This is a genomic window from Candidatus Alcyoniella australis (assembly GCA_030765605.1).
GTDB classification, from domain to species: Bacteria; Lernaellota; Lernaellaia; order JAVCCG01; family Alcyoniellaceae; genus Alcyoniella; species Alcyoniella australis.
Genome location: JAVCCG010000059.1, coordinates 33,917 through 58,496 on the forward strand (window position 1 = coordinate 33,917; position 24,580 = coordinate 58,496).

Here is a 24,580-nt window from a genome sequence, read left to right on the forward strand (position 1 = left end):
ATCCGTAAAGCTTCTGCTAATCTTCGCGCGCATTTGAGAGGAATCAAACCATGAGCGCCCAGACTAAACAACACGTGAATCAACTCGACTATTTTTTCAAGCCCCGTTCGGTGGCGGTGGTCGGAGCCTCCTCACAGATCATCAAGTGGGGCTCGTTCCTGATGGTCAACATGGTCCATGGCGGATATCAGGGCGAGATCTACCCGGTCAATCCCAAAGAGAGCGAGATCATCGGGCGCCGCTGCTACGCCAGCCTGCTCGATATCGAGGGGCCGGTCGACCTGGTGCTGATCACGGTGCCGGCCAAGGCGGTCGGCGCGGTAATCGAGGACTGCATCGCCAAGGGCGTTCCGGCGGTGGTGATGATCACCTCGGGGTTCTCCGAGACCGGCGACGAAGGGACCGGCCTGGAGCAGCGGCTGATGCAACGCGCGCGCGAGGGCGGAATCCGGGTCATCGGGCCGAACACCATGGGCATCCTCTCGACCGAGGTCAAGCTTTACACCAGCGGCGCGCCGGTCTTCCCCAAGAACGGCGGAATCAGCATGATCAGCCAGAGCGGCAACCTGGGCACCCAGATGATGGCGTTCGCCGAGGAGCAGGGTCTGGGGATCAACAAGTTCATCGGCACGGGCAACGAGGGCGACGTCGATACCTGCGAGCTGCTGGACTACCTGGCCGACGATCCGAGCACCAGCGTGATCATCATGTATATGGAGGGGATCGACGAGGGCCGGCGCTTCCTGGCTTCGGCCAAACGCGCGGCGTCGATCAAACCGGTGATCGTGCTCAAGGCCGGACGCACCCGCGCGGGCCAGACCGCGGCATCGAGCCATACCGGCGCGATGAGCGGCTCCAGCGAGGTGTTCCGGGCGGTGGTGCGCCAGGCGGGCCTGGTCGAGGCGCGCAGCCCCAGCGAGATGATCGACCTGGCCTGCGCCTTTGCCTACCTGCCGCTTCCCAGCGGCGACGGCGTGGGCGTAATCACCCTCGGCGGCGGCTGGGGCGTGGTCACCGCCGACGAGTGTGTGGAAACCGGCCTGCGCCTGCCAGAGCTTCCCGACGAACTGATCGCCCAGATGGACGCGCTGCTCCCGCCGTACTGGAGCCGCTCCAACCCGATCGACCTGGTGGGCAAGCTCGACCTCGAGGTGTTCACCACCGCGATGCGCGGCATGGCAAAGTCCGGCGGCTTCTCCTCGATGATCGTGCTCGGCGTGGTCGGCACCGACCTGATCGTCGACCGCTCGGTCAAGCTCGGTGCAAAATACAGCCCGCAGATCGACGAGCAAATGGCCGAGTTCATCAGCCAGGACATGGCCAATCGCGAGTTCGTGTTTCTCAACGACGCCTACAAACTGACCAAGCGCACCGGGATTCCGATCATTCCGGTCAGCCTTTCCGGCGGCGCGACCAAGGCCTACACCATCGAAAACGGCGGCAAGGTAGTGGTCTTCACCACCCCGGAAAAGGCCGTGCTGGCCATTGCCAAACTTTACGAGTATGCACGTTTCAGGGCCCGCAGACAGTAGATTAATCCTGGTCGGCCTGGTCCACCTCGATCCCGAGGGCTTTCGCAGGCTCGGCGATCTGCTGGCGCGAATCCAGCCCGACGCGGTGACGGTCGAGGCCAGCCGCCACGGCCTGGACTTTCGCGTCAGCAACGGCCAGGGAATGCTCAACGAGGTCGGCCGCACCATCAACAAGCTGGCCGTGGTCCCGGACGCCGTAGCGGGCAGCGACGAGCAGGCCGCGACAATCACGCGAATGCTCGGCCACGGCGCCATCGAGTCGATCCGCCGTCAAATGCGCATCCCCTTTGAGGTGCGCGCGGTGCGCGACTACTGCCGTCGCATCGGCGCGAACTGGGAGCCGATCGACAGCGACGAGCACAGCCGGCGCGAGACCGCGAACTGGAGCGAGCTGACCTGCCCCGCGAACATCGCGCGCCTGCTCCAGACCGAACATTACAACCTGGCCGACGCCGTGCGGCAGCAGACCAAGCTGGCACTGTCAGCCCTTAACGGCGAGAGCACTGCGGGCGAACCCCCGCCGGACCTGTTCCAGCGCGACCGACTGATGGCCGCGCGTATCGGCGAGCTGCTGGCCTCGGGTCCGGGTCGCATAACGCATATCGGCGGCTGGCGCCACATCATCCCCGGTGAGCCGGACAACCTGCTGGGGCTGCTCGCGGTACTCAATCCGCGGATAATTATGCTCGCGTAATATTTGGGGTTGTATTTTATTCTTTAAATGTGGTACATAACGCGCCTTCCCTGCATGCCACACCTTGGAGTATCCATCAAGCTGTCTGTACGTTAGGGAATCGAGGCCGACCATAGTGGGCGGCGTATGTGAAGGCGGGCACTGGACCCCGCCACTTATGACGTGCCTTTCAAAGAAGAAGGCACAAGAGGAAAGTGAGACAAGAGAATGGCGAAGAAACTGTATGCTGGTGGACTAAGCTGGAATACGACCGACGAGTCGTTGCGCGACGCGTTCGCATCGCACGGCGAAGTAACCGACGCCGTGGTCATCAAGGACCGCGACTCGGGACGCTCCCGTGGATTCGGCTTTGTAACGATGGCCGACGACGACAGCGCAAAGTCGGCTGTCTCCGCACTCAACGGCACCTCCCTGGACGGTCGCACGATTCAGGTGAGCGAAGCGCGTGAGAAGAGCCCGCGTAACGACCGCGATGGCGGCGGCGGCGGCGGCGGCGGCGGACGCAACCGCTGGTAGTATGATCTACCACCGCATCCGCAGACTTTGCGGAGCGGTATGAATAGAGATCGAAAATGACCCGGGGACGGACCTTCCGTTCCCGGTTTTTTATTTGGCTCCGTTCGGCCGCGGCGAGAACACCCTTTGAAACCTGCGCTATGCGGATATAATGCCTCGACGTCACCAGCGTCTTCCGACCGAATCAATAGACGAGGAACAGCCGATGTATCGCTTGCCGTCGATGATGACCATCATTTGCATTGCCCTGGCGCTGATCACAGCCAACGCTGCGCCCGCTTTTGCCAAGCAGCCGCCGACCGCGCTGGACGAGTACGTGGTCACGGCCGAACGCAGCCCCGCGGACCTGTCGCGCACCGCACGCGCAATGTCGATCGTCAGCTCGAAGATGATCGACGACCGCGTATCGCGCAGCGTGCCCGAGGCTCTGCGTTCCCAGGCCGGAATCCTGGTGCAGCGCACCAACCAGGGCGGCGGCGCGCCGTTCATCCGCGGCCTGGCGGGCAACCAGGTGTTGCTGCTGGTCGACGGCGTGCGCGTCAACAACTCGACATTCCGCGGCGGGCCCAACCAATATCTGAACACCATCGACCCGCTGTTCATCGAGCGCATCGAGGTCGTGCGCGGTCCGGGCTCGGTGCTCTACGGCACCGACGCGCTGGGCGGCACGATCAACGTGATCACCAAGCGCCGCCACGACTTCAGTAAGCGCCTGGGTCTCAATTCCCGCGCCATGGTGCGCGCCACTTCGGCCGAGCGCGAGCAGACCGCCAACCTCAACCTCTCGGGCAACGTACGCACAGTGCTGGGCATCACCGCCTCGGGCTCGTTCCGCCAGTTCGACGACGTCGATCCCGGCGGCACCCAGCCGCTGCAGGCGCCCGCGGCCTACGAGGAACAGGACTTCGCGGGCAACGTCGATTTGCACTTTGGCGAGCACTTCTCCTGGCAGCTCTCGGCGCAGAACGCCAACCTCGACGAGGTGCCCAACTACGACCCGGACAACATCAAAAACGTGTTCGAGCCCCAGCGCCGCAGCCTGTTTTATACCAAGCTGATCAGCCACGGTGCGCTGACCTTCCTGGACCACGCCGAGCTGTTCGCCTCGTACCAAACCCAGCTCGAGGGACGGCAGAAGATCAAGGCCGACACGCCCGATCTCGAGACGCGCGATCTGGACCAGGTCGATACCCTGGGCGGCGGATTGCAACTCGAGACGCCCATCGGTCGCTGGGTGCGATTGATATACGGCGGCGAGGTCTACAACGACGAGATCTCGTCGCAGCGCAAGATCCATCAGGGCGCGACCCAGGCCGAGGCCGCGCCGCAGTTCCCCGATGGCTCCTCGTTTCTAAACGCCGCCGGATACCTCGAACTGCGGGTGACACCGGTCGACTGGCTCAAGCTCGTGCCCGGCATGCGCTACAGCTATTTCCAACCCGCTTGCGAGATCGACGACCCGGAACTGGGCAAGGTGGCGATCGACGATCCGATCGACGATCTAACCTGGTCGGCGCACGCAATGTTCATTCCGGCACAGGGGCACGGGATCATCCTCGGCGCGTCGCGCGGCTTCCGCGTGCCCAGCATCGACGACCTGACCAAGCTGGGCAGCGAAGACGGGCGCTACGACGTGCCCAATCCCGACTTGGAACCCGAGACCATGATCCAGTATGAGCTGGGCTACCGGCTGAGCGGCGCGCGCGGCAGGCTCTCGCTGTTCGGTTTCTACTCGCAGATCGAGGATCTGATCGCGCGTAAGCCCGCGACCTATCAGGGTCAGGAGTACATCGGCGATGACCGCGTCAACCGCAACGAGAACGTCGGCGAGTCGTACATCTACGGCGGCGAGTTCGCGGCCAACGCCGAAATGATGCGCGACTTCCTCTTCGGCGGCGCAAGCGTCTCCTATACCTACGGCCAGAACGATACCGACGATGAACCGATGCGTCGCATTCCGCCGCTGATGGGCTCGGGATATTTACGGCTGAACTTCAGCGAACAGCACGCCTGGTTTGAGACCGCGATCGATTGGTCGGCCAAGCAGGACCGGCTGAGCGCGGGCGACGAATCCGACTCGCGCATCGGTCCGAAGGGCACCGAGGGGTTCAGCGTGTTCCACCTGCGCTCGGGCTATAACCCGAGCAAGCACATCGAGCTGCGGGCCGCCATTGAGAACGTGTTCGACGAGCCGTACAAATATCACGGCTCGGGCCTGCTCGAGCCCGGACGCAACTTCAAAGGGTCGGTGGCTTTCAAGTTTTAGGCACCTTTGCGGTGCCCCAGGCGAGCCCTACACACAAAGATCGATTTATCGATCTTTACCCCCGCCCCACCCCGTCAGGCGTTGACGGCGAACTCGACATAGTTGTTGGCCACGCTCATTGCCCGCGGCCCACAGCCGGTAAGGCACAGCTCGCATCCCACACAATCCTCGGGATGGTAGACGATCTTCATCGTCTTGCGGTCGTCGATGCGCAGGGCCGCCGAGGGGCAGAATGTGACGCAGGCGCCGCACTGCGTACACTTGTGCTCGTCGTAGGCGATCTCCTGTTCGATCCCCTCCACGCGCACGCCCTGGGACGTGAGGAACTCCATCGCCTCCTCGTACTTGTGCTGCTCGCCCCAGAACTCGAGGATAATCAATCCCACCTGGCGCGGCAGAATCTTGGCCTTGAGGATCGAAAACGTCAGGTCGAACTTGCGGCTGAGCTCGCAGACCACAGGCCGCTGCAGGTTAGCCTTGTTGACCTTGAGCACTTTGATCTTGTGAATCTCCATCGATCACTCCCCTTGAAGATGCGTCAGCTCGATTTCGCCCAACGCACCGATCTTGTCGTTGATAATCACCAGCGCACCGCGCACGCCCTCGAGCCCCACGATCTTGTGTAGCGCCGCGTCAACCTCGCCTGCGTCGCCCACCATGTTGCCCAGTGCCGTGGCGCAGGCGTCGGCCAGGGCCGCGTCGTCGGCCACTACGCAGGCCGCGTCGGTCGCTCCTTGCGACAGGCTGTGCCCCACGCTGGCCGAAGATGTGGCTACGCCCGCGGGCAGGCGCGAGGCCTCAATCTTCAGTCCGATTTTGCCCGACAGCGTAGAGCCGCCGGCGAACACGCCGACGCTGAGTTCGCAATCGGCCGCAAGGTACAGATCGCCGCCGTTCTCCACGATCACCACAGCGCAGTCCTGCGCCAAACGCTCGCCCACGGACTGGGCGATCGACCCGGCCACTGCTGCCATCGGCCCGGTGCCGGACTGCTCCGCGGCGTGGATCATCCGACGAACCGTGGGCGGCGCAAAGGGAACCGGCGGCAACGGCGCCAGCGATTGGGCGAACTTCGAATCGCGCTCGATGGCCGACTGCACCTCGTCACGCGCCTTGAGCAACGCCTCCAGCGCCTCGCGCTCCATGGGCCGCGAGGCGATCACCAGCAGGTCGGACTCGCCCGCGTGCAACTCAAAGCGTTGCAGCGCACCCAGGTCGGCCTCGAGCTCGTGGCGATAGACGCGCGGCTGGTACATCAGCGCGGCAGAAGCTGTTGAGCCTCGCCCAGGGTGAAGTTACCCGTGGCGATCCAGTCCTTGAGCAGCGCCGCGATCTCGCGCGCCTTGGGACGCGAGGACATGCTTGCCGTGGGGACCGTCTTTTCGCGGAACTCGACCTGGCCCGAGTACAGCTCGGCGTAGCTGACCTCGGCCAGGTCTTTGGCCTGACCGTTGGGATAGTCCTCGGAGTAGTCGACGATCTGCGTCAGCAGCTCGCTGTCCGTGGCCGCAGCCTGGCCGCAGATCGCCTGGTCGATGATCGGGATCGGAATTCCCACGCCCATGGTCATCGACACGCCGTAGCCCAACAGGCTGGTCGGCCGCAGCCAATCGGCGCTCATCCCCTTGAGGTCGCCTTGCAGCGCCAATGTTCCGGCGCCGTTCTTGGGCGCCCCTCCGGCCGTGCGCTCGACCTGCGGGTTGTGCTGGGTGCCGTGGCCCACGACCCAGCCCACGCCGCCGCCGAGGAAGATCTTGGTTCCCAGGCCGATGGTGCGGTATTCCGGATCCTTGAGCATCGGGCTCAGTGCTCCGGCGCTGGAGAAGTTGATATTGCCCGCGTCGGGCTTGAGGATCCCCATGTAGGTGTAGATCGTTTTGGCGCTGAGGTTCACTGCCGCCGGGTAGTTCTGGTAGCAGTTGCGCGGGTTGTACAGCCAGGCGTTGGGCAGCTGATCGAGGGTCAACTCCTTGATCAGGCTGCGGCCGGGGTAGCAATCGGTGCCGTACGATACGGCCCGCAACGTGACCTTTTTGCCGGTTAGCAGGTCGTGGATCACGTGGGCGCCGCCGTACTCGAAACGTCCGGGGAAGACCTTGTTGGTCGGGTCGTCCTCGGCCAGCTCGGTGGCGCCGATGAATACGTCGACCGCAGCGATTCCGGCGTAGGCCGGCACGTCGTTGAGCCAGGCCTTGGAGGCGCGCAGCCGCGGAGTGGCGTGGCCGAAGTTGATGAACGCGCCGCTGGAACACATCGGTCCGAAGGTGCCGGTGGTCACTACGTCCACCCGGCGCGCGGTCTTCTCCAGCCCGTCCTCTTCGACTGCCGCGGCCAGCTCCTCGGCTGTGAGCACCACCACGTCGCCCGTTGCGATGCGCTCGTTGATCTGCTTGATCGTTCGCAGTTGTTCGCTCATCTGCCGACCACCTCCCTAGCCCGCGTCATCGATCAATGTTCCGGGCCACGAAAAATCCCCTTCCCAAAAGCAGGAAGGGGACGCGTCTGATCGCTTGCCCCAACCTTATCTCCCGGGATAAACCCCGTTGGAATTAGCACCAGCGCGGAACGCGGTCGCCCCGCCGGTTGCTGCGGCTTCGAAGGGCCAATCCCTCCACCGCTCTTGATAAGACCAGATACCGGCACACCCTAAAGCCGGGTCGGGAGGATTGTCAAGGACTGCACTCACGGTTTGCCGCACCATCGCACGCGTGATAAACAGACCGAAACGAAAGAGGAAAGCAATTGGAACCGCCCGCAACGCCCGCGCTCGGAACGCGCCGCAGGCTGCTGTATTCCAGCGGCGAGCTGGGCCTGACCCTCACGCCCGCGGTGGTCGGCGGGTGGCTGATCTACTTCTATACCGGCGGCGAAAATCCCTCGCGGGCTCTGGTCACCACCGCGGCGCTGGGGCTGATCGTTTTCCTGTCGCGCATCGGCGAGGTCGTCTCCAATCCGCTGATCGGTTTTTATTCAGACCGAATTCGCACTCCCTGGGGCCGCCGCGTGCCGTTCATCGCACTGGGCGCTCCGCTGCTAAGCCTGTTCTTCGTACTGCTGTGGTTCCCGCCGCACGACCATCCGAGTTGGACCAACTCGATCTTCCTGGGCCTGGTGCTAAGCTGCTACTGGGTGGCGCATGTAGCGGTGACCGCGCCCTACTTAAGCCTGATGCCCGAGATCGTGCGCAACGCGGACGAGCGCGTAAAGACCTCGATCTGGATGGGCTACTTCGACATCCTGGGCATGGTGCTCGCCGGGGTAGGCGCCGGCCTGCTGATTCAGCACGGCTCGGCCGGGATCGAGCTGGGGCCGCTGCGTTTGGCCGACGGCTACAAGCTCACCGGTTTGGTCGCCGGGCTGATCAGCCTCGCGGCGCTGATCGTCGCGGTGCGCTCGGTGCGCGAGAGTCCGCACGGCCCGAGCAAGGAAGTGGGCTACAGCCTGTGGCGCTCCATGGCCCAATGCTTCCGCAATCGCGGATTTACGCCGTACATCCTCGCGGCCTCGTTCTTCCGCATCGGCGTTGACACCACCGTGGCGGTGATCCCGTTTCTGGTAGTGCGCGTGGCGGGCTACAGCGCGGGGACCGCGGGCGCGTTGCAGGCGATGATCATTCTGGGCGCGGCCGCGCAGTTTCCGCTGGTGCGCAGACTGGCCTCGCGCTTTGGTAAAAAGGCGTTGTACTGCACGGGCCTGCTAGGGTTCGGATTGCTGCTGCCGCTGATCTACTTCAGCGGCAGCAACCCGTTCCTCGGACGCGCCGTGGCCGGACTGCTCGCGGCCCTGGGCTCCGGGCCGCTGTCCCGCGGCGAGATAACGCTGATCCACTTTACGCTGGTCTTCGCCTGTTGCACGTTCTTCATTTCGACGTTCTTCGTGCTGCCGCGTGCGATCTTCGCCGAGGTGATCGACCACGACGAGAGCCTCACCGGCCTGCGACGCGAGGCGATCTACTACGGCATCGAGGGCATGAGCCATCGGCTGGCCGCGGCGCTGACTCCGTTGATCTACACCCAGCTGATGGCCGGACTGGGTCAGACCAGCGCAAACCCGACGGGGATATTGCTCTCATTCCCCGTGGCAGGGCTGGCGCTGTTCGTCGGATTTGTTATCTTCTTGTTCTATCCGTTTCGCAGTTGAGGACTGGTAGGAATATGGCAAAGCGCAAAGATGAATTCAGGGCCGGCGCGGCTGCGGTCAGGATTACGCCCACCGATCTGGGGAAATGCTACCTGGCGGGGTTCGCGCCCAACCGCATCTGCCGCGGGGTGCTCGATCCGCTCTGGGCGCGGGCGCTTTACATCAGCGACGGCAGCACCGAGCTGGCGCTGGTGGCCTGCGACCTGATCGGCCTGAGCTGGCAGTTCGTGCAACAGATCCGCTCGCGGATCAGCGGCATCGACCAGCACAACGTGTTGATCCACTGCACACACACGCACTCCGGGCCGGACACCATGGGATTGTGGGGCAAGGCCCTGGGCGAGCTGCCGCTGGTCTCGGGCATCGACCCGCAGTACATGGATTCGCTGTTCGACGAGATCGCCTTTGCCGTAAACAAAGCGCGGATCAACGCCCGACCGGCAGTCGCCTACACTGCGGTCGATCGCACGGATCGCGCCGGATGGGTCGAGAACATCCGCGAACCGAATCTGATCGACGAGCAGATGACGTTGCTGCGGCTCGACGACCTCGCCGGCCGGACGATCGCCACGCTGGTCAACTTCGGCTGTCATCCCGAGACGCTGTGGGATCGCAACCACCTGCTCTCGCCGGACTACCCCGCGCAACTGCTGACGACCGTCGAGTCGGCCCTGGGCGGAGTGGGGCTGTTCGTCTCCGGCGCCCTGGGCGGAATGGTCACCCCGGCGCTGACCGAAGACACGTCCCAGGCGCGCAGACGCGAGTTCACGGTCGAGCTGGGCACACACCTGGGACAGTGCGCGGTGGACGCGCTGCAAAAGGCGCGCAAGGTCGACGCGCCGTCGATCGACTACCGCCGCGCGGAGCTGCTGCTGCCGTTTGAGAACAAGCTGCTGGCCTTCATGAGCAACATGGGCGTGCTCGGCGAGCGCAGGCCCGAGGGGGGACGGCTGCGTACCGAGGTCGCCGCGATCCGCCTGGGACCGCTGGGCGCAATCACCATGCCCGGCGAAACCCTGCCCGCGGTGGGGCTCGCGGCCAAGGAGCTGCTCGACTGTAAGCACAAGATGCTGTTCTCGCTTTGCAACGACGAGCTGGGCTACATCCTTCCCGAGTCGGACTTCGGCAACGGGCTCTACGAATACGAGAGCAAGATGAGCGTGGGGCCGCACACTGCGCCCGAGCTGCTTGGCGCACTGGCCAGTCTGATCGCAGACTAAACCCCGCCCATGGTCGAATCGCAGAATCAGCCTTCCGAGTCAAAGAAACTCAAGGTAATAAACCGCAAGCGTCTGCTGCTCTACCTGTGCGCGGCCGTGCTCCTGGGACTGCTCGCCTATACCCTGTTGGGCCCTGGGCGCTGGTGGCCGCCCGAGGATCACCCGGTGCGTATCGACATGGCGGGCCACTTCCTCTCTCCCGATCAGCTCGCAGGGCTCGACGCGTACTTCACGCGCGAGATCCCCAACCCGCCGCTACGGCCGATCGAGTTCGGCCCCGACCAGCAGCGCGTGCTGATGCTCGGCCTCAAAGGCAGCGACTGGCGGCTGCTCGCGCCCCAGGTGCGCGAGGGCAAGCTGCCGAACATGGAACGCATGCTGGCGGCGGGTGCCGCGGGCAACCTGCGATCAACGCTCAACGTGGTCGACCTCTCGGTCTGGGTTTCGGCAATGAGCGGACTGCCGCGGCCCGACGGGCATTACGTGGACTGGCCCGGCCCGCACATCTGGCAGATGGCCGCGCAGGGCGGCAAGCGCGTGGCGCCGCTGGCGCACCTCTCGTTCGGCGGCACGCCCTTTGAGCCCGACCGGCTGATCGAACGCCGCATCGAAGTGCCGCTGAGCGGTCCGCCGGAGTTCATGCAAGCCTATCAGCGTTGCTACGATGAACTGATCGACGTGCAACCCAAGGACTACCCGATCTTGGCCTGTCTCAGCCGCGTGCTGCCCTACGACTTGATGGCCGTGGTCTTCCGCTCGGTGCACAACGCGGCGGACGAGGCGCTCTACGACTGGGTCGATTTCCGCGCACCGCGCGAGCTACGGCCGTTCGGCGCGAACATCGTCTGGGAGATGGACGACGAGCCGCTGACCCAAGCGCAAGTCGCCTTTGACCTCCGACTGGGCGAGATAATCGACAATCTCGATCCGGGGACCAACCTGTTGATCTGCTCCAGCCGCGGATTCCGCTTCGACGGCCAACACTGGGTCGAGGTGCGCTTCTCCCGCATAGTGCCCGACGCCCTGGGGATCGATGCGGCCCAGCTGCAGGAAGACGAGCTGACCGTACGCGCGGGACTGGGCCGCGTCTCCGCACGGATACGCTGGACCTGGATGCCGCTGACCTGGACCGACGTCGACGGCCGACAGCGGCGGGTACTGGTGCGCACCAAGTACATCGCGCTGAGCGGAACCCGCATGGCGTCCAAGGTCTGGTTCAACTCGATCGAGGATCGCCTGGCTCAGGAGCTCGGCCCGCTCTCGCAGCAAGTCGAGGTCATGCGCTGGGGTCCGCGTACGGCCTGGATCATGCCGCGCGAAGAGCGGCTGCTCGAGATCATCGCCGACTCGCGCAGCGCCGAGCGGATGGAAAACCCGTTCATGGTGACGATCAACGCCGGCGGTCAGCAGCCCGGCGCCCATGGCGTATTCCTGGCCATGGGCCCGGCGATCGAACCCGGAGCGCGGCTGCGCGACGACGCCAAGGTCGAGGATATCGCACCGACGATCCTCTACCTGCTGGGCCTACCCATCCCCCGGCAAATCAGCGGCCGCGTGCTGACCGAGGTAATCCGGCCCGAGACGTTGGCAGCGCGGCCGCCGCTGAGGGTCGGCGATTAATCCGCAGATCGAGCCTTGCCAAGAGTGCTGGAACGAATAAGCTATTTACAGCTAAGCAATTCTGATAAAGATAAAAAAGATCTCACGTCCCGGGCGACTCTCGCCGGACAGGAGGGTCCACGATGAACAGAAGCATTATTTACGTGCTGTTGACGCTGGTCGCGTTGGCCACGGCTCAGATCGTCTCGGCTGCAGAACTGGGGCCCGAGGAGATCTACTTCCTCGAAGGCGATAAGTTCCTCGATCAAGGGCAATACGACCAAGCGATCGACAGTCTCGATAAGGCGATCGCGCTCAACCCGCATTACTTCATCGCGTTCCAGGCTCGCGGCAGCGCCTACTATGCCAAGGGACAGTATCAGCTTGCGGCCGCCGACTTCAGCAGAGCGATCGAGATCGTGCCCTCCGACGCTGCCAACTACGCCTTTCGCGGCTACGCCTATTACGACCTGCAGCAGTACGACAAAGCGATCGCCGACTTTAACAAGGCGCAGCAACTGGGCGAGACCGACGCCGCGCTGCTCGTGGCACGCGGCGGCGCGCACTACACCCAAGGCGCGCACGAGGTCGCGGTGAACGATTACAGCGACGCGCTGAGCATCGATCCGAACAACGTCCAGGCAATCAACGCCCGCGCACAAACCTACCTCGAGATGGGAAGCTTCGAGCCGGCCGCCGCCGACTTCGGCAAACAGATCGCCATGCGACCGGTGGATCCGACCGGATACGTCGGCCGGGGAACGGCCTGGTTCGAGCTGGGACGCTTTGAGCAGTCCGCAGCAGACTTCTCCAAGGCGATCGAGCTGGCACCGAACGATCGTTCGAACTACGTCTTACGCGCCGCAGCCTATTTGGCGCAAGAGAAGTTCGCCTTGGCCGAGGCCGACCTGGACCATGCTCTGTCGCTTGAGGCCGACGACGCCGAGGTATGCAACATGCGCGGCACGGCACGCTACTACCAAGAGAAAAAGGAGCAGGCCCTGGCCGATTTCGAGCGGGCGCTGACCCTCGACCCGGACAATGCCGACGCCCTTTGGAACAAGGCCCAGATTTGCGACGAGCTGGAGCGCGGCGACGAGGCGCTTCAGGCTTATCGCGATTTCATCAAGTCCGCGCCTCAGGATTCGGCGTACCTGGCCTCCATTGATCAGGCCAAGACGCGCGTCGCCGAGCTGGAGCAAGGCAAGGAGTAAAACCGGCTTTGAGCCGGCACAATACTCGCGCAGTATGCCTGTCTTAATGTAACGACCCTCTCCGCAACGCGAAGAACATCGTAGGGCAGCGTGCAAGGTTCGCTAGCGTGTCATGCTGCGGCTCGAAGCCACACCACTACTCCGTGCCGCTGATGGCCGCCTCCAGGTCGAGCAGGGCCTGCATCGCCTGTTCGGCGCGCTCAGTCGCGTTGCTCCGCAACTGTTCGATGCCCGCCGCCTTATCAAAGGGCAATGAGAACTGGGCGTAGTGTTTGATCTTGGGCTCGGTGCCCGAGGGGCGCACGGTGATGCGGTCGGACAGATCCTCGCTCAGGTGGAAGGTCAGCACGTCGCCGCTGTCCCAATCCGGGTGGGACTCGACCCTGCCGCCGCTGAACTTGCGCAGCAGCGTCTGGCGGTCGGTCACTGCATGGACCGGCATCGCGCCGAGCTGTGTGGGCGGATCGTTGCGCAACGCGTCCATGATGCGTCGCATCTTCAGCGAGCCCTGGGCGCCCTCAAGGAAAATCGAGCGTTGCAGCTCGACAAACACGCCGTGCTGTCGCATCAGCTCGTCGAGTTGATCGACCAGCCCCCGACCACGGGCTTGCAGGTGCGCGGCGCACTGGGCCAGCAGCAGTGCTGCGATCACCGCGTCCTTGTCGCGTACGAAGTCGCCCATCAGGTAGCCCAGGCTCTCCTCAAAGCCGAAGATAAAACGCGAACTGTCGTCCAGGCTGCCGATGGTCCGACCGATCCACTTGAAACCGACCAGCAAATGGTCGATCACCTCCAGGCCGTAACCCTGGGCAATGCGCTTGACCAGATCGGTGGAAACCAGAGTCTCGATCACCACTCCGTCGGGCCTTAACGCGCCTTGCTCGCTGAGGCGGTCGAGCACGAACCAGCACAGCAGCGCGCCGACCTGGTTGCCTTTGAGAAATACCCATTGGCCGTGATGTTTGACCGCTACGCCCAGCCGGTCGGCGTCAGGGTCCGAAGCCATGACCAGCGCCGCGCCGATGCGATCGGCCTGTTCCACCGCCAAGCCCATCGACGCGGTCTCCTCGGGATTGGGCTTGCCGCCGGGCACGCTGCTGAACATCGGATCGGGCACTGCCTGACGTTCGACCAAATGCAGGCCACCAAAGCCCAGTCGCTCGAGGGCCGGGACCACGGCCACCGCGCCCGCGCCGTGCAGCGGCGTATACACGAAATCGAGATCGCGCTCGTCGCACAGGTTCAGGCCGCAGACGCGATCGAGGTAGGCCTGGTCGATCTGGCTGCCCACGATCCGCACTAATCCGGCCGTGATCGCCTGCTGCAACGGCATGCGTTCGATCTGCCGCACTGCACTGACGCACTGGATGATCCCATTATCGTCCGGCGGCACAACCTGGCCGCCGTCCGCGCCGTAGGCCTTGAAACCGTTGTCGCTCGGCGGATTGTGGCTGGCGGTGATCACCACTCCGGCCGCGGCCCGCAGCTCGCGCACGGCGAAGCTCAGCTCGGGCGTGGGCCGAAAAGAATCGAACAGGTAGGTTCTAATTTTGTGGGCCGCGAGCACCTCGGCGGTCAGCTCGGAATAGAGTCGGCTGTTGCGGCGAGTGTCGCAGGCCACGACCACCCCCTGCTCCCGCACCTGCTCGCCCTTGCTCAGCAGGTAGTCGGCCAGCCCGGCCGCGGACTCGCCGATGGTGCGCTCGTTGATCCGGTTGGGCCCCACGCCCTCAGTGCCGCGGCGGCCGCCGGTGCCGAACGGAATCTGTATGTAGAAGCAGTCATCGAGCTCGGTCCACTCGCCGCTCTGGATCAACTGTTCGATCTGCGGCCTGTACTGCTCGTACTCGGGCTGCTCGAGCCATAGTTTCAAATTTTCCAGCGTGCTCGCCAGCAACTCACCGCGCTCCTGCGCCCCAGTCGCCTGTTGCAGAAAATCGCTCATGAGTATTCCTAACCGATGATCGTGGCAATCGCGCGTTGCACGTCGCCAAAATCATCCAGCGCCGCGTCGGCCCCTGCCGCGATCAGCTGCGCCGCGCTGTAGCTGCCCGTGGCCACTCCCACCACGCGCATGCCGTGGGCCTTGCCGCAGTCCACATCGCGCGGCGTGTCGCCGACGATCACCACACGGGGTCCCAGGCCGATGCTGCGCCCCAGCGCTCGCTCGGCGCGCTGCACCGCCAGCGGCGGCAGGTTCTCGCGCACCTCGTGGTCCGAGCCGAAGGCGCCGAAATCGAAGTAACGGTTGAGCTCGAAACGCGCGAGCTTGATCCGCGCCGTGCGCTCGTAGTTACCCGTAACCAGCCCCAGCGCCACCGCGGGCAACGCTGCGAGCTCGTCGAGCAACGCGGGCAAGCCGGGCATCAGCAACGCCTGTTCGCTGCGCGGCATCTCATACGCCAGGTGCTCGTAATAGCGATCGCGCAGCCGGCAAAGCGTCGCGGCCTCGTCCGGCCCGAGTTCCACATTGTGCAACGCGGCCATCTCGCGGAACAGCATCGGGTCGACCTTGCCGTCGGGATGGATTCCCTCGAAGGCGTTCTCCACGCCGTAGACATCGTGAAACGCCTGGGCCATGCCGCGCATCCCGGCCCCGCCGGAGAGCATCAGCGTGGCGTCGAGGTCGAACAGCAGCAGCCGAAAATTGTCACTCATACGTAGCGTCTCCAGGTCGCGGGGACCAGCAGGATCAGGATCGTGTAGATCTCAAGGCGGCCCAGCAACATCAACGCGATCAGCAGCCACTTGGCAGCGGAGGGCATCCAGGCGTAGTTCTGCCCCGGACCCACCAGGCCCAAACCCGGGCCGATGTTGCCGATGCTCGCCACCGCGGCCGAGATCGTGGTCATCGCGGCGGACGTCTCGCCCTGCAGATGCGGCTCGAGCATTATCCCCAGCAGCACGGTGGAGACCACGAACAGCGCGACGTAGAGGAAGAAGAAATTCCACACTCCGCGCATCGTCTCGCGGGGCACTGCGCGCCGGCCGAACTTGACCGGGTTGACCGCCCGCGGGTGCAGCAGTTGAAACAGCTCCTGGTAGGCGTGCTTGGTCAGCAGGATGAACCGCGCGACCTTCATGCCGCCGGCGGTGCTGCCCGCGCTGCCGCCGACGAACATCAGGAACAGCAGGAACACCTGCAGGAAGCTCGGCCAGGTGCCGAAGTCTGCGGTGGAAAATCCGGTGGTGGAGAGGATCGTCGGCACCTGGAACACGGCCAGGCGAAAGCTCTGGGCCACCGAGATCGTAGTGGTCAACCACAGTCCGGCCCAGATGAAAATCACGGCCAGCGCAAAGATCGCCAAATAGACCCGCAGCTCGGTATCGCGCAACACGCGGCGAAACTTGCCCTTGAGCATCAGGTAGTGCAGCGCGAAGTTGATCCCGGCAAGAACCATGAACACGCTGACCACGTACTGGATGAACGGCCCGTAGTCACCGATGCTGCCGTTGCGCGTGGAGAAGCCGCCGGTGGCCATGGTGGCAAAGGCGTGACAGATCGCCTCGAACAGGTTCATGCCGCCGAGCATCAGCAGTCCGGCCTCGAGCACCGTCAGCAGCGCGTAGACGCCCCACAACGCCTTGGCGGTCTGGGCGATGCGCGGAGTGAGTTTATCGGCGCTGGGTCCGGGAACCTCGGCGCGATAGAGCTGCATCCCGCCGATGCCCAGCAGCGGCAGGATCGTGATCGAGAGCACGATGATCCCCATCCCGCCCAGCCAGTGGGTCAGCGCGCGCCAGAAGAGAATCGCATGATCGACGGTCTCGACGTCGGTGAGGATGCTCGCCCCGGTGGTGGTGAACCCCGAGGCGCACTCGAACACCGCGTCGGTCCAGCTGGTCATCGCACCGCTGAGGTAAAACGGCAGCGCGCCGAGCAGGCAGGCCAGCACCCAGGCGAAGGCCACCAGCGCGATGCCGTCGCGCTGAGCGATCTCCTTGGGCGCGGAGCGCAGCGGCAAAATCAACACCGCGCCGAGCACCACGGCGATCCCCGCGCTGAGCGCAAAGCTCAGGGCGCTGTCCAGCTCGCCGTAGATCAGCCCGACAACCATCGGCGCGAGCATGCAGCAGCCGAGGATCACGGCGAATGCTCCGAGCGTCCGCAGTACGACCCTGATGTGCATGATTAGAAGTAATCTAGTTTAACGGTGAACAGCTTCTCGATGCGCGGGATCATCCGCTTGCGGGCGAAGATCACCACCCGGTCGCCGGCCTCGATCACGGTGCCGCCCTGGGGGATGATCGCCTGATTGCCGCGCACCAGTCCGCCGACGATCGAGCCTGCGGGAAAGTTCATTTTGGACAGCGGCCGACCGACGATGTCGCTGGTCTCCAGCGCCTTGAACTCGAGCACCTCGGTGTTCTCGGTCAGCGGCGTGTCGCTGATCACGCTGCCGCGGCGGATGAACTGCAGGATGCGGTTGACCGCCAGCAGCCGCTTGCTGATCACGTTGTCGATGCCGATCACCGGCACCACGTTGATGTAGGCCGAGCGTTCGAGCATCGCGATCACCTTGGGCACGCCGATGCGTTTGGCCAGCAACCCGGCGATCACGTTCTCCTCGTCGTCCTCGCCCAGGGCGACGAAGGCGTCGACATCGTCGATGTTCTCGTCGTAGAGCAGGTCCGGATCGAGCACGTCACCTTGCAAAATCACCGATTGGTTGAGCTGTTGAGCCAGCCAGGTGCAGCGCTCGTAGTTGCGCTCGAGCAGCTTGACCTTCATCCCCGTGGCCTCGCACAGCTGGGCGAGCAAGAAACCCTCCTGTCCGCCGCCGCTGATGAACACCCGGCGGCAGGGCTGCGCGGGCTTGCCGAACAGGCTGAGGATCTCCTGCACCCGGTCGGGGGTGGTCGAGATCCAAACGAAGTCTCCGGACTCCAGCGTGGTGTCGCCGCGGGGGATTAAAAGCTCGTCGCCGCGCTCGACCGCCGCCACCAGCGCGCCGTTGCTCGGCTGCAGCGAGGACAGGTGCTGCAGCTCCTGCCCGGTGAGCTTGCAGCCCGAGGGGACGTTGAACCCCACCAGCCGCAGCTTGCCCTCGGCGAAGTCGTAGATCGCCTTGGCCGCGGGGATCAGCAACAGCTTGTGCAGGTATTCGGCACTCTCGCGCTCGGGGTTGATCGCCAGATCGATCCCCAGGTGATCGCGGTCGAGCACCGAGGTCAGGTTGTAGTATTCCAGGTTGCGCACGCGGGCGATCTTGACCGAGGACGGGCTGTCGGCCTGGGCGATCAGGCAGGCGATCATGTTGGTCTCGTCCGAGGCGGTGACCGCGATGACCATCTCGGCCTCGGCGATGCCGGCCTCTTTGAGCAGCGCCGGCGACGAGCCCGAGCCGCACAGCACCTGGACGTCGAAGCTCTCCTGGGCGCGCCGCACCCGTTCGGGATCGACGTCGATCAGCACCACATCTTTTTTCTCGTGTTCGACCAGCTGCTCGGCGATGTGGAATCCGACCTCGCCGCCGCCGATGATGATCACTCTCATGGAGCATCCCTCATCGCCCGGCTGTGCTTATTGAGCACCGCCCCGACCTCGCGCAGCCGGTGTCTGCCGGCGACGATCGTCACGCTGACGTCTTCCAGACGTGTCTTGCGCTGGCGGTACTTGAACATCACTTCCTCGATCAGCCGCTCGGTGGCCATGGTGTACTCCAGGCCGGCCAACCCGACGCCGGGCAGCGGTAGGGCGAATTCGTAGATGTTCATCTTGACCAGCGACTGCATCATGTAGCCCAGCACCTTGCAGTAGACCTCGAAGTCGTACTCCTTGAGCGGGCCCAGGCCGACTATTATCACCTTGCTTGGACCGATCCGGCCCTCGGAGGGGAAAAGCAGCGTCTCAAAACGCTCGGCCGAGAAACGTTTTGCCATTACCAAGCGGCTTAAACGGCCGCAGATCCGCCAGTCGATCAGGCCCGAGCTGCCCTTGAGCGGGCGCTCCTCGCTAAACGCGCTGAGCACTACCGTTTCGACGTCCAGAGCGTCGATCGGATCCGCGGTCACCCGGAAATCCATCGGCCTACCTGTTCCCCTTGTCCGGCCGCACGTGCTCTTTGGCGATGCGGTCCAGAATGCCGTTGACGAACGCGCCGGAGTCCTCGGTGCCGAACTTTTTGCCCAGTTCCACGGCCTCGTTCAGTGTGACGTTGCGCGGCACGTCGGGCACGTGCAGCAGCTCGAACACCGCCAGCCGCAGGATGTTGCGGTCCACCGTCGACATCCGCTCCAGGGTCCAGTTCTCGGAGGTCCCGGCGATCAGCAGGTCGAGCTCGCTACGGCGTTGCACGACTCCGCGCACCACGGAGCTGGCAAAGGTCATCAGCTCGGTGGGCACGCTGTGCGAGCGCCAGAACAGCTCGATCTGCTCCTCTGAATCGGAGTTGTTGTAGTCCAGCTGGTAAAGCAGCTGTAAGGCGCATTCGCGTGCCCGATGGCGGTTACCCATGGTTGTCGGTCCAAGCTATAGCGAGCGTATCAGGTTGGCAGTCTCAACCGCCGACAACGCGGCGTCGTAACCCTTGTTGCCGGCCTTGGAGCCGGCGCGTTCAATGGCCTGCTCGATCGTGTCGCAGGTCAGAATGCCGAAGGCCACCGGCACCTCGTGGTTGAGCGTGAGCTGGCCCAAGCCCTTGCTGACCTCGGCCGCCACGTAGTCGAAGTGCGGCGTGCCGCCGCGAATCACCGCGCCCAGACAGATCACCGCGTTGAAACGCCCGGTGTCGGCCAGCCGTCGGGCCATTCCCGGGATCTCGAACGAGCCGGGCACCTTGACCACGGTAACATCGTCGTCGGCCGCGCCGTGGCGCAGCAGGGCGTCGAGGGCCCCCTCGAGCAGCCGCTCGGTGATGAACGAGTTGAAGCGGCTGACAATGATGCCGAACTTCAGCCCCTTGGCGTCGATCTTTCCCTCTATCGTCCTGGGCATGGTCCCCTCCAATGCCCGGCCCACACGGCCGGCCTCAGACTTTCTTTAGAATGTGCCCCATTTTATCACGCTTGGTGCGCAGGTAGTCCACGTTGCTCTCCGTGGGCGTGATCTCGATCGAAACACGCTCGACCACTTCCAGGCCGTAGCCGTGGACGCCGACGATCTTGCGCGGGTTGTTGGTCAGCAGCCGCACCTTGCGCAGCCCCAGCTCGACCATGATCTGCGCGCCGATGCCGTAGTCGCGCAAATCGGGCTTGAACCCGAGCTCGACGTTGGCCTCCACCGTGTCCAGCCCCTCGTCCTGCAGGTGGTAGGCAGCGATCTTGTTGGCCAGTCCGATGCCGCGCCCCTCCTGGAACATGTAGAGCAACACTCCGCTGCCCTCGGCGTCGATCTGGCGCATGGCCGCGTGCAGCTGGTTGCCGCAGTCGCAACGGCTGGAGCCCAATACGTCGCCGGTGAGGCACATCGAGTGTACCCGCACCAGCATCGAGCGCTCCGGATCGATCTCGCCCTTGACCAACGCCACGTGCTCGGCGCCGTCGATCTGCGAACGGTAGGCTATGACTTCCCAGGCCCCGGCAAAGCTCGTGGGCAGGTGCGCCTGGGCTACCCGCTCCACGTGCCGCTCGTTGCGCATCCGGTACTCGATCAGGTCGGCGATCGAGACGATCGGCAGATCGTGCTCCTCGGCCACCAGCTCCAGATCGGCCATGCGGGCCATGGTGCCGTCGTCCTTCATCACCTCGCAGATCACCCCCGCCGGGGTCAATCCGGCCAGGCGCGCCAAGTCGACCGAACCCTCGGTCTGGCCGGTGCGCACCAGCACACCGCCGGGCTTGGCCACGATCGGGAAAACGTGCCCCGGGCTGACCAGGTCGTCGGGCGTGGCCTCCGCGGCCATCGCGGCCTCGATCGTGCGCGAGCGGTCGTAGGCCGAGATGCCGGTGGTCACGCCGGTGCGGGCCTCGACGCTCACCGTGAAGTTGGTGGTGAAACGGCTGCGGTTGTCCTGGACCATCGCCCGCAGGTTGAGCTGCTCGGCCCGTTGCTCGTCGATGGTCAGGCAGATCAGTCCGCGGCCGTGTTTGGCCATGAAGTTGATCGCCTCGGGGGTGACCTTGTCGGCGGCCATGGTCAAGTCGCCCTCGTTCTCGCGGTCCTCGTCGTCGACGAGGATCACCATCCGACCCTCGCGGATGCGCTCGATGGCGATTTCAATGCTGGCAAACGGCATGCGTGCCCTTCTTTATTTGAGGAACCCGGCCTCGGCCAGGCTCGTCATAGTGATCTTGCCCGGCTCCCCGCCTTGGCGCAGGGCCAGGAAGCGCTCGATATATTTGGCTATCAGGTCCGTTTCCACGTTCACATCGTCGCCCGGTTCCAGATTTACAAGGCAAGTGGACTGGGCTGTATGCGGAATCAGCCCCACACTGAAACCCTGCTCGTCCACTGCGTTGACGGTCAGGCTCACCCCGTCAACCGCCACCGAGCCCTTTTCCACCAGATATGGCGCAAGCTCGGCTGAAACTTGCACGGAGACTACAATAAATGCGCTGGACTTGTCCACGCGCCGCACCACTCCCCGGCCGTCCACGTGCCCCTGGACAAAGTGGCCGCCGAGGCGGTCCGTGGCGAGCAGCGCCCGCTCGAGGTTGACCTCCCGGCCAATATTGAATTTGCCCAGGGTCGTGCGCTCCAGAGTCTCGGGCGAGACCTCGACGAAAAACACGTCGTTCTCGGTGCGGACCACGGTCTGGCAAACGCCGTTGATGCTGATCGATTCGCCGATCTCGAAGCTGTGCACGGGCAGCGAGCTGCGCACTCCCAGCAGCAGCATCTTGCCGCTGCGCTGGGCCCTGACCACCGCTCCGCGATCCTGAATCAAGCCGGTGAACATCGCGCTACTCCCTTTGCGAACGGTCGGCGATCAGCCCGCTGAGGTGCAGGTTGTCGCCCAGCCGACGCTGTTTGACATCGCGCAGCCTGAAGGCCTGCGACAGCTCGGCCACGCCTTGGCCGCCCACGGCCGTGGGAGCCCCCTGGCCGCCGATAATCAGCGGTGCGATCACAAAATGCACCCTGTCGATCAGGCCGGACTCGAGGCAAGAATAGTGGATCGTCGATCCGCCCTCAACCAGTACCGAGCAGATCCCGTCCGAGCCCAGGGCGCGGAACAAGTAGCGCAGATCGACCCGGCCTCGGCCGTCGTCCGGGCAGCGCAACACGCGCGCGCCGCGCTCGCCCAGGCGCGCGGCCTTATCTTCGTCAGCCGCGTCCAGACAGGCCACCAGCGTATGGGACGGCAGCTTGGGGTCCAGCAGCTTTGCGTCCAGGGGAATGCGCAGCCGCGAATCGACCACCACCCGCAACGGCGAGACCGCTCCGCGCAGGCGGCAGGTCAGCTCCGGGTCGTCGGCCAACAGCGTACCGATGCCCACCAGCACCGCGTCGCAACGCCGTCGCAGGCCGTGGGCCATGCGCCGCGCGCGCTCGTTGCTGATCCAGCGACTGCTGCCGGTGCGCGTGGCGATCTTGCCGTCGAGGCTCGTCGCGGCCTTGAGCACGCCAAAGGGCATGCCGCTGACAACGTGTTTTGAAAATGCCTCGTTGAGCTCCAGGCATTGAGCCTCGAGCACGTTGCGCGCTACCTCGATGCCGGCGGCCTCCAGCGCGTCGAATCCGCAGCCGCCGACCAGCGGGTTGGGATCGCGCATCCCGGCCACCACCCGTCGTATTCCGCTCTGGATGATCAGCTCAGTACACGGCGGGGTGCGGCCCTGATGGCAGCACGGCTCGAGGTTGACCACGACGGTTGCGCCGCGCGCCAGTTCCCCGGCGCGCTCCAATGCCATGCGCTCGGCGTGGGGCTCGCCGGCTCGGCGGTGATAGCCCTGGGCCACGATCTTGCCATCGCGCACGACAAGCGCGCCGACCAACGGGTTGGGTGAGACCGTGCCCTCGCCCCGGCGCGCCAGGCTCAGGGCCCGGCGCATCCAGCGGCAATCGGCTTCGTCAATTCGGGACATTTGCGCAGCCTCAGGACCCGGCCTTGTCCGAGCCGCGGCCGCCCTCGCCCAACAGTCCGCGGATCTCCTCCATGAACTCGTTGACGTCCTGGAAGTCGCGGTAGACCGAGGCGAAGCGCACGTAGGCCACCTTGTCCAGCTCGGCCAGGCGCTGCATCACCAGTTCGCCGATGGCCTGCGAGTCGATCTCGCGCTCGCCCAGATCCTGGAAGTGCTGCTCCACTCTGTCGGCCAGTCCTTCCATCTCTTCGATGCTCACCGGCCGTTTCTCACAGGCCCGGCGCACGCCGGAGAGCAGCTTCTTGCGGTCAAAGGCCTGGCGCGTGCCGTCCTTTTTAATTACCAGCGGCAGCACCTCTTCGACCCGCTCGTAGGTGGTAAAGCGCCGCAGGCACTTGTCGCACTCGCGGCGGCGACGCACCACGTTGCCGTCCCGGCGGTAGCGAGAGTCGAGCACCTTGTTGTCCATGCTTCCGCAGTAAGGGCACCTCATGCGTCCTCCTTTTGGGCCACGGCCGACGGCTGGTAGCGCAGTAGCTCGATCCCGCTTTGCTGCAACATCTGCGCGGACAGCTCGTCAGCGTACTGCGCCTCGTAAACAATGCGCTGGATCCCGGCGTTGATAATCATCTTGGCGCAAATCACGCAGGGGAAGGTGTTGCAGTACAGCGTGGCACCTTTGATGCTCGTGCCGTGGTACGCGGCCTGGATGATCGCATTTTGCTCGGCGTGCAACCCACGGCACAGCTCGTGGCGCTGGCCCGAGGGGACGTTCTGCCGCTGGCGTTCGCACCCGGTCTCCGCGCAGTGCGGCAGCCCTTTGGGCGCGCCGTTGTAGCCTGTGGCCAGAATGTTGCGATCCTTGACGATCACCGCTCCGACCTTGCGCCGCAGGCAGGTCGAGCGTTTGGACGCCAAGTGCGAGAACTCGATGAAGTAGGTATCCCAGTCGGGTCTGGATTCGCTCACTCGCGGTCCTCCCGGTCCAGGGCCATGATTTTTTCGACCCGGCGCGCGTGGCGTCCGCCCTCAAAGGGCTGCTCTAAAAAAGCCTCGACGATCGCCCGGGCCAATCCCGGGCCGACCACCCGTTCGCCCATGCACAGCACGTTGGCGTCGTTGTGCGCGCGGCTCATCCGCGCCATGTACGGGTCGGTGCACAACGCGGCGCGCACGCCGGCGACGCGGTTGGCCGTAATGCTCATGCCGATGCCGGTGCCGCAGACCAAAATCCCGTGCTCGCATTCGCCGTTGGCCACGACCTGCGCCAGCCGCACCGCGAAATCGGGATAGTCAACAGACTCCGGCGAGTCGGTTCCCAGGTCCAGCGCCTCGTGCCCGGCCGCTGAGAGCCATTGCAGCACCTGCTTTTTAAGGCCGTATCCGCCGTGATCAACAGCAACCGCGATCTTCATCAACTCGTCTCCTCA

General features: G+C 64.5%; 24 protein-coding genes and 1 riboswitch. Of the genes, 8 read left to right on the forward strand and 16 right to left on the reverse strand.

Annotation, left to right across the window (positions count from 1 at the left end):
- Positions 1 to 50 precede the first annotated feature (50 nt).
- The 4 genes from P9M14_06400 (at position 51) to P9M14_06415 (ending at position 5,008) form a co-directional block, all read left to right on the forward strand.
- Positions 51 to 1,532 (forward strand): CoA-binding protein, encoded by a 1,482-nt coding sequence (locus P9M14_06400; protein MDP8255361.1) that lies wholly within the window; start codon positions 51 to 53, stop codon positions 1,530 to 1,532.
- A complete protein-coding gene (locus P9M14_06405; protein ID MDP8255362.1) occupies positions 1,504 to 2,226 on the forward strand; it encodes a hypothetical protein in 723 nt (240 codons plus the stop codon). The genes P9M14_06400 and P9M14_06405 overlap by 29 nt, the downstream gene beginning before the upstream one ends.
- 207 nt (positions 2,227 to 2,433) lie before the next feature.
- The gene (locus tag P9M14_06410) at positions 2,434 to 2,742 is read left to right on the forward strand and encodes an RNA-binding protein (protein ID MDP8255363.1); all 309 of its coding nucleotides are present in this window, start codon (positions 2,434 to 2,436) and stop codon (positions 2,740 to 2,742) included.
- Between the two features lie 205 nt (positions 2,743 to 2,947).
- Positions 2,948 to 5,008: a TonB-dependent receptor gene (locus P9M14_06415; GenBank protein MDP8255364.1), complete on the forward strand. Its 2,061-nt coding sequence runs from the start codon at positions 2,948 to 2,950 to the stop codon at positions 5,006 to 5,008.
- Between the two features lie 74 nt (positions 5,009 to 5,082).
- Here P9M14_06415 and P9M14_06420 read toward each other — a convergent pair whose 3' ends face one another.
- The 3 genes from P9M14_06420 to P9M14_06430 are packed head-to-tail and all read right to left on the reverse strand — an operon-like array spanning position 5,083 to position 7,424.
- The gene (locus tag P9M14_06420) at positions 5,083 to 5,523 is read right to left on the reverse strand and encodes an NIL domain-containing protein (GenBank protein ID MDP8255365.1); all 441 of its coding nucleotides are present in this window, start codon (positions 5,521 to 5,523) and stop codon (positions 5,083 to 5,085) included.
- A gap of 3 nt (positions 5,524 to 5,526) precedes the next feature.
- Complete coding sequence (locus P9M14_06425) at positions 5,527 to 6,264, reverse strand: UPF0280 family protein (GenBank protein ID MDP8255366.1); 738 nt, start codon at positions 6,262 to 6,264, stop codon at positions 5,527 to 5,529.
- Positions 6,264 to 7,424 carry a homocysteine biosynthesis protein gene (locus P9M14_06430; protein ID MDP8255367.1) on the reverse strand — a complete coding sequence of 387 codons (1,161 nt, stop codon included), beginning with the start codon at positions 7,422 to 7,424 and terminating at the stop codon, positions 6,264 to 6,266. Before P9M14_06430 ends, P9M14_06425 begins: the two co-directional genes overlap by 1 nt.
- Before the next feature lie 102 nt (positions 7,425 to 7,526).
- A riboswitch (SAM riboswitch) is annotated at positions 7,527 to 7,638 on the reverse strand.
- 112 nt (positions 7,639 to 7,750) lie between these two features.
- Between P9M14_06430 and P9M14_06435 the strand changes: the two genes are divergently transcribed.
- The 4 genes from P9M14_06435 to P9M14_06450 all read left to right on the forward strand — a co-directional run bounded on the left by P9M14_06435 (position 7,751) and on the right by P9M14_06450 (position 13,181).
- A complete protein-coding gene (locus P9M14_06435; GenBank protein MDP8255368.1) occupies positions 7,751 to 9,148 on the forward strand; it encodes an MFS transporter in 1,398 nt (465 codons plus the stop codon).
- A gap of 14 nt (positions 9,149 to 9,162) precedes the next feature.
- Positions 9,163 to 10,368 carry a neutral/alkaline non-lysosomal ceramidase N-terminal domain-containing protein gene (locus P9M14_06440; protein MDP8255369.1) on the forward strand — a complete coding sequence of 402 codons (1,206 nt, stop codon included), beginning with the start codon at positions 9,163 to 9,165 and terminating at the stop codon, positions 10,366 to 10,368.
- Between the two features lie 9 nt (positions 10,369 to 10,377).
- Positions 10,378 to 11,988, forward strand: coding sequence for a hypothetical protein (locus P9M14_06445; GenBank protein MDP8255370.1), 1,611 nt, complete (start codon positions 10,378 to 10,380; stop codon positions 11,986 to 11,988).
- 122 nt (positions 11,989 to 12,110) lie between these two features.
- On the forward strand, positions 12,111 to 13,181 hold the full coding sequence (locus P9M14_06450) for a tetratricopeptide repeat protein (protein ID MDP8255371.1): 1,071 nt from the start codon (positions 12,111 to 12,113) through the stop codon (positions 13,179 to 13,181).
- 136 nt (positions 13,182 to 13,317) lie between these two features.
- Here P9M14_06450 and P9M14_06455 read toward each other — a convergent pair whose 3' ends face one another.
- From P9M14_06455 to rpiB, 13 genes are read right to left on the reverse strand one after another with little or no spacing between them, the layout of a single operon-like run.
- Positions 13,318 to 15,126 (reverse strand): phospho-sugar mutase, encoded by a 1,809-nt coding sequence (locus P9M14_06455; protein ID MDP8255372.1) that lies wholly within the window; start codon positions 15,124 to 15,126, stop codon positions 13,318 to 13,320.
- An 8-nt stretch (positions 15,127 to 15,134) separates the two neighbouring features.
- The gene (locus P9M14_06460; GenBank protein ID MDP8255373.1) at positions 15,135 to 15,839 is read right to left on the reverse strand and encodes an HAD hydrolase-like protein; all 705 of its coding nucleotides are present in this window, start codon (positions 15,837 to 15,839) and stop codon (positions 15,135 to 15,137) included.
- Complete coding sequence (locus tag P9M14_06465; protein ID MDP8255374.1) at positions 15,836 to 17,311, reverse strand: TrkH family potassium uptake protein; 1,476 nt, start codon at positions 17,309 to 17,311, stop codon at positions 15,836 to 15,838. The genes P9M14_06460 and P9M14_06465 overlap by 4 nt, the downstream gene beginning before the upstream one ends.
- Positions 17,312 to 17,313: 2 nt before the next feature.
- On the reverse strand, positions 17,314 to 18,678 hold the full coding sequence (trkA, locus tag P9M14_06470; protein ID MDP8255375.1) for a Trk system potassium transporter TrkA: 1,365 nt from the start codon (positions 18,676 to 18,678) through the stop codon (positions 17,314 to 17,316).
- On the reverse strand, positions 18,675 to 19,196 hold the full coding sequence (locus tag P9M14_06475) for a M17 family peptidase N-terminal domain-containing protein (protein MDP8255376.1): 522 nt from the start codon (positions 19,194 to 19,196) through the stop codon (positions 18,675 to 18,677). The genes trkA and P9M14_06475 overlap by 4 nt, the downstream gene beginning before the upstream one ends.
- A gap of 16 nt (positions 19,197 to 19,212) precedes the next feature.
- Positions 19,213 to 19,638: a transcription antitermination factor NusB gene (gene nusB, locus P9M14_06480; GenBank protein ID MDP8255377.1), complete on the reverse strand. Its 426-nt coding sequence runs from the start codon at positions 19,636 to 19,638 to the stop codon at positions 19,213 to 19,215.
- A 15-nt stretch (positions 19,639 to 19,653) separates the two neighbouring features.
- Complete coding sequence (ribE, locus tag P9M14_06485) at positions 19,654 to 20,118, reverse strand: 6,7-dimethyl-8-ribityllumazine synthase (GenBank protein ID MDP8255378.1); 465 nt, start codon at positions 20,116 to 20,118, stop codon at positions 19,654 to 19,656.
- A gap of 34 nt (positions 20,119 to 20,152) precedes the next feature.
- Positions 20,153 to 21,358 carry a bifunctional 3,4-dihydroxy-2-butanone-4-phosphate synthase/GTP cyclohydrolase II gene (locus tag P9M14_06490; GenBank protein MDP8255379.1) on the reverse strand — a complete coding sequence of 402 codons (1,206 nt, stop codon included), beginning with the start codon at positions 21,356 to 21,358 and terminating at the stop codon, positions 20,153 to 20,155.
- Between the two features lie 12 nt (positions 21,359 to 21,370).
- Entirely contained in the window at positions 21,371 to 22,021 is a 651-nt protein-coding gene (locus P9M14_06495; protein MDP8255380.1) for a riboflavin synthase, read from the reverse strand.
- Positions 22,022 to 22,025: 4 nt separating this feature from the next.
- The gene (ribD, locus tag P9M14_06500) at positions 22,026 to 23,150 is read right to left on the reverse strand and encodes a bifunctional diaminohydroxyphosphoribosylaminopyrimidine deaminase/5-amino-6-(5-phosphoribosylamino)uracil reductase RibD (protein MDP8255381.1); all 1,125 of its coding nucleotides are present in this window, start codon (positions 23,148 to 23,150) and stop codon (positions 22,026 to 22,028) included.
- 10 nt (positions 23,151 to 23,160) lie between these two features.
- Entirely contained in the window at positions 23,161 to 23,643 is a 483-nt protein-coding gene (nrdR, locus tag P9M14_06505; GenBank protein ID MDP8255382.1) for a transcriptional regulator NrdR, read from the reverse strand.
- Positions 23,640 to 24,119, reverse strand: coding sequence for a cytidine/deoxycytidylate deaminase family protein (locus P9M14_06510; protein MDP8255383.1), 480 nt, complete (start codon positions 24,117 to 24,119; stop codon positions 23,640 to 23,642). Before P9M14_06510 ends, nrdR begins: the two co-directional genes overlap by 4 nt.
- Positions 24,116 to 24,565, reverse strand: a complete 450-nt coding sequence (rpiB, locus tag P9M14_06515) for a ribose 5-phosphate isomerase B (GenBank protein ID MDP8255384.1) — start codon at positions 24,563 to 24,565, stop codon at positions 24,116 to 24,118. The genes P9M14_06510 and rpiB overlap by 4 nt, the downstream gene beginning before the upstream one ends.
- Between the last annotated feature and the right edge of the window lie 15 nt (positions 24,566 to 24,580).

Excerpts from the sequence above, each read along its gene's own strand:
- P9M14_06400 (MDP8255361.1), top strand. The coding sequence starts at position 51 with ATGAGCGCCCAGACTAAACAACACGTGAATCAACTCGACTATTTTTTC.
- P9M14_06405 (MDP8255362.1), top strand. The coding sequence starts at position 1,504 with ATGCACGTTTCAGGGCCCGCAGACAGTAGATTAATCCTGGTCGGCCTG.
- P9M14_06410 (MDP8255363.1), top strand. The coding sequence starts at position 2,434 with ATGGCGAAGAAACTGTATGCTGGTGGACTAAGCTGGAATACGACCGAC.
- P9M14_06415 (MDP8255364.1), top strand. The coding sequence starts at position 2,948 with ATGTATCGCTTGCCGTCGATGATGACCATCATTTGCATTGCCCTGGCG.
- P9M14_06420 (MDP8255365.1), bottom strand. The coding sequence starts at position 5,523 with ATGGAGATTCACAAGATCAAAGTGCTCAAGGTCAACAAGGCTAACCTG.
- P9M14_06425 (MDP8255366.1), bottom strand. The coding sequence starts at position 6,264 with ATGTACCAGCCGCGCGTCTATCGCCACGAGCTCGAGGCCGACCTGGGT.
- P9M14_06430 (MDP8255367.1), bottom strand. The coding sequence starts at position 7,424 with ATGAGCGAACAACTGCGAACGATCAAGCAGATCAACGAGCGCATCGCA.
- P9M14_06440 (MDP8255369.1), top strand. The coding sequence starts at position 9,163 with ATGGCAAAGCGCAAAGATGAATTCAGGGCCGGCGCGGCTGCGGTCAGG.
- P9M14_06445 (MDP8255370.1), top strand. The coding sequence starts at position 10,378 with ATGGTCGAATCGCAGAATCAGCCTTCCGAGTCAAAGAAACTCAAGGTA.
- P9M14_06450 (MDP8255371.1), top strand. The coding sequence starts at position 12,111 with ATGAACAGAAGCATTATTTACGTGCTGTTGACGCTGGTCGCGTTGGCC.
- P9M14_06455 (MDP8255372.1), bottom strand. The coding sequence starts at position 15,126 with ATGAGCGATTTTCTGCAACAGGCGACTGGGGCGCAGGAGCGCGGTGAG.
- P9M14_06460 (MDP8255373.1), bottom strand. The coding sequence starts at position 15,839 with ATGAGTGACAATTTTCGGCTGCTGCTGTTCGACCTCGACGCCACGCTG.
- P9M14_06465 (MDP8255374.1), bottom strand. The coding sequence starts at position 17,311 with ATGCACATCAGGGTCGTACTGCGGACGCTCGGAGCATTCGCCGTGATC.
- trkA (MDP8255375.1), bottom strand. The coding sequence starts at position 18,678 with ATGAGAGTGATCATCATCGGCGGCGGCGAGGTCGGATTCCACATCGCC.
- nusB (MDP8255377.1), bottom strand. The coding sequence starts at position 19,638 with ATGGGTAACCGCCATCGGGCACGCGAATGCGCCTTACAGCTGCTTTAC.
- ribE (MDP8255378.1), bottom strand. The coding sequence starts at position 20,118 with ATGCCCAGGACGATAGAGGGAAAGATCGACGCCAAGGGGCTGAAGTTC.
- P9M14_06490 (MDP8255379.1), bottom strand. The coding sequence starts at position 21,358 with ATGCCGTTTGCCAGCATTGAAATCGCCATCGAGCGCATCCGCGAGGGT.
- P9M14_06495 (MDP8255380.1), bottom strand. The coding sequence starts at position 22,021 with ATGTTCACCGGCTTGATTCAGGATCGCGGAGCGGTGGTCAGGGCCCAG.
- ribD (MDP8255381.1), bottom strand. The coding sequence starts at position 23,150 with ATGTCCCGAATTGACGAAGCCGATTGCCGCTGGATGCGCCGGGCCCTG.
- nrdR (MDP8255382.1), bottom strand. The coding sequence starts at position 23,643 with ATGAGGTGCCCTTACTGCGGAAGCATGGACAACAAGGTGCTCGACTCT.
- rpiB (MDP8255384.1), bottom strand. The coding sequence starts at position 24,565 with ATGAAGATCGCGGTTGCTGTTGATCACGGCGGATACGGCCTTAAAAAG.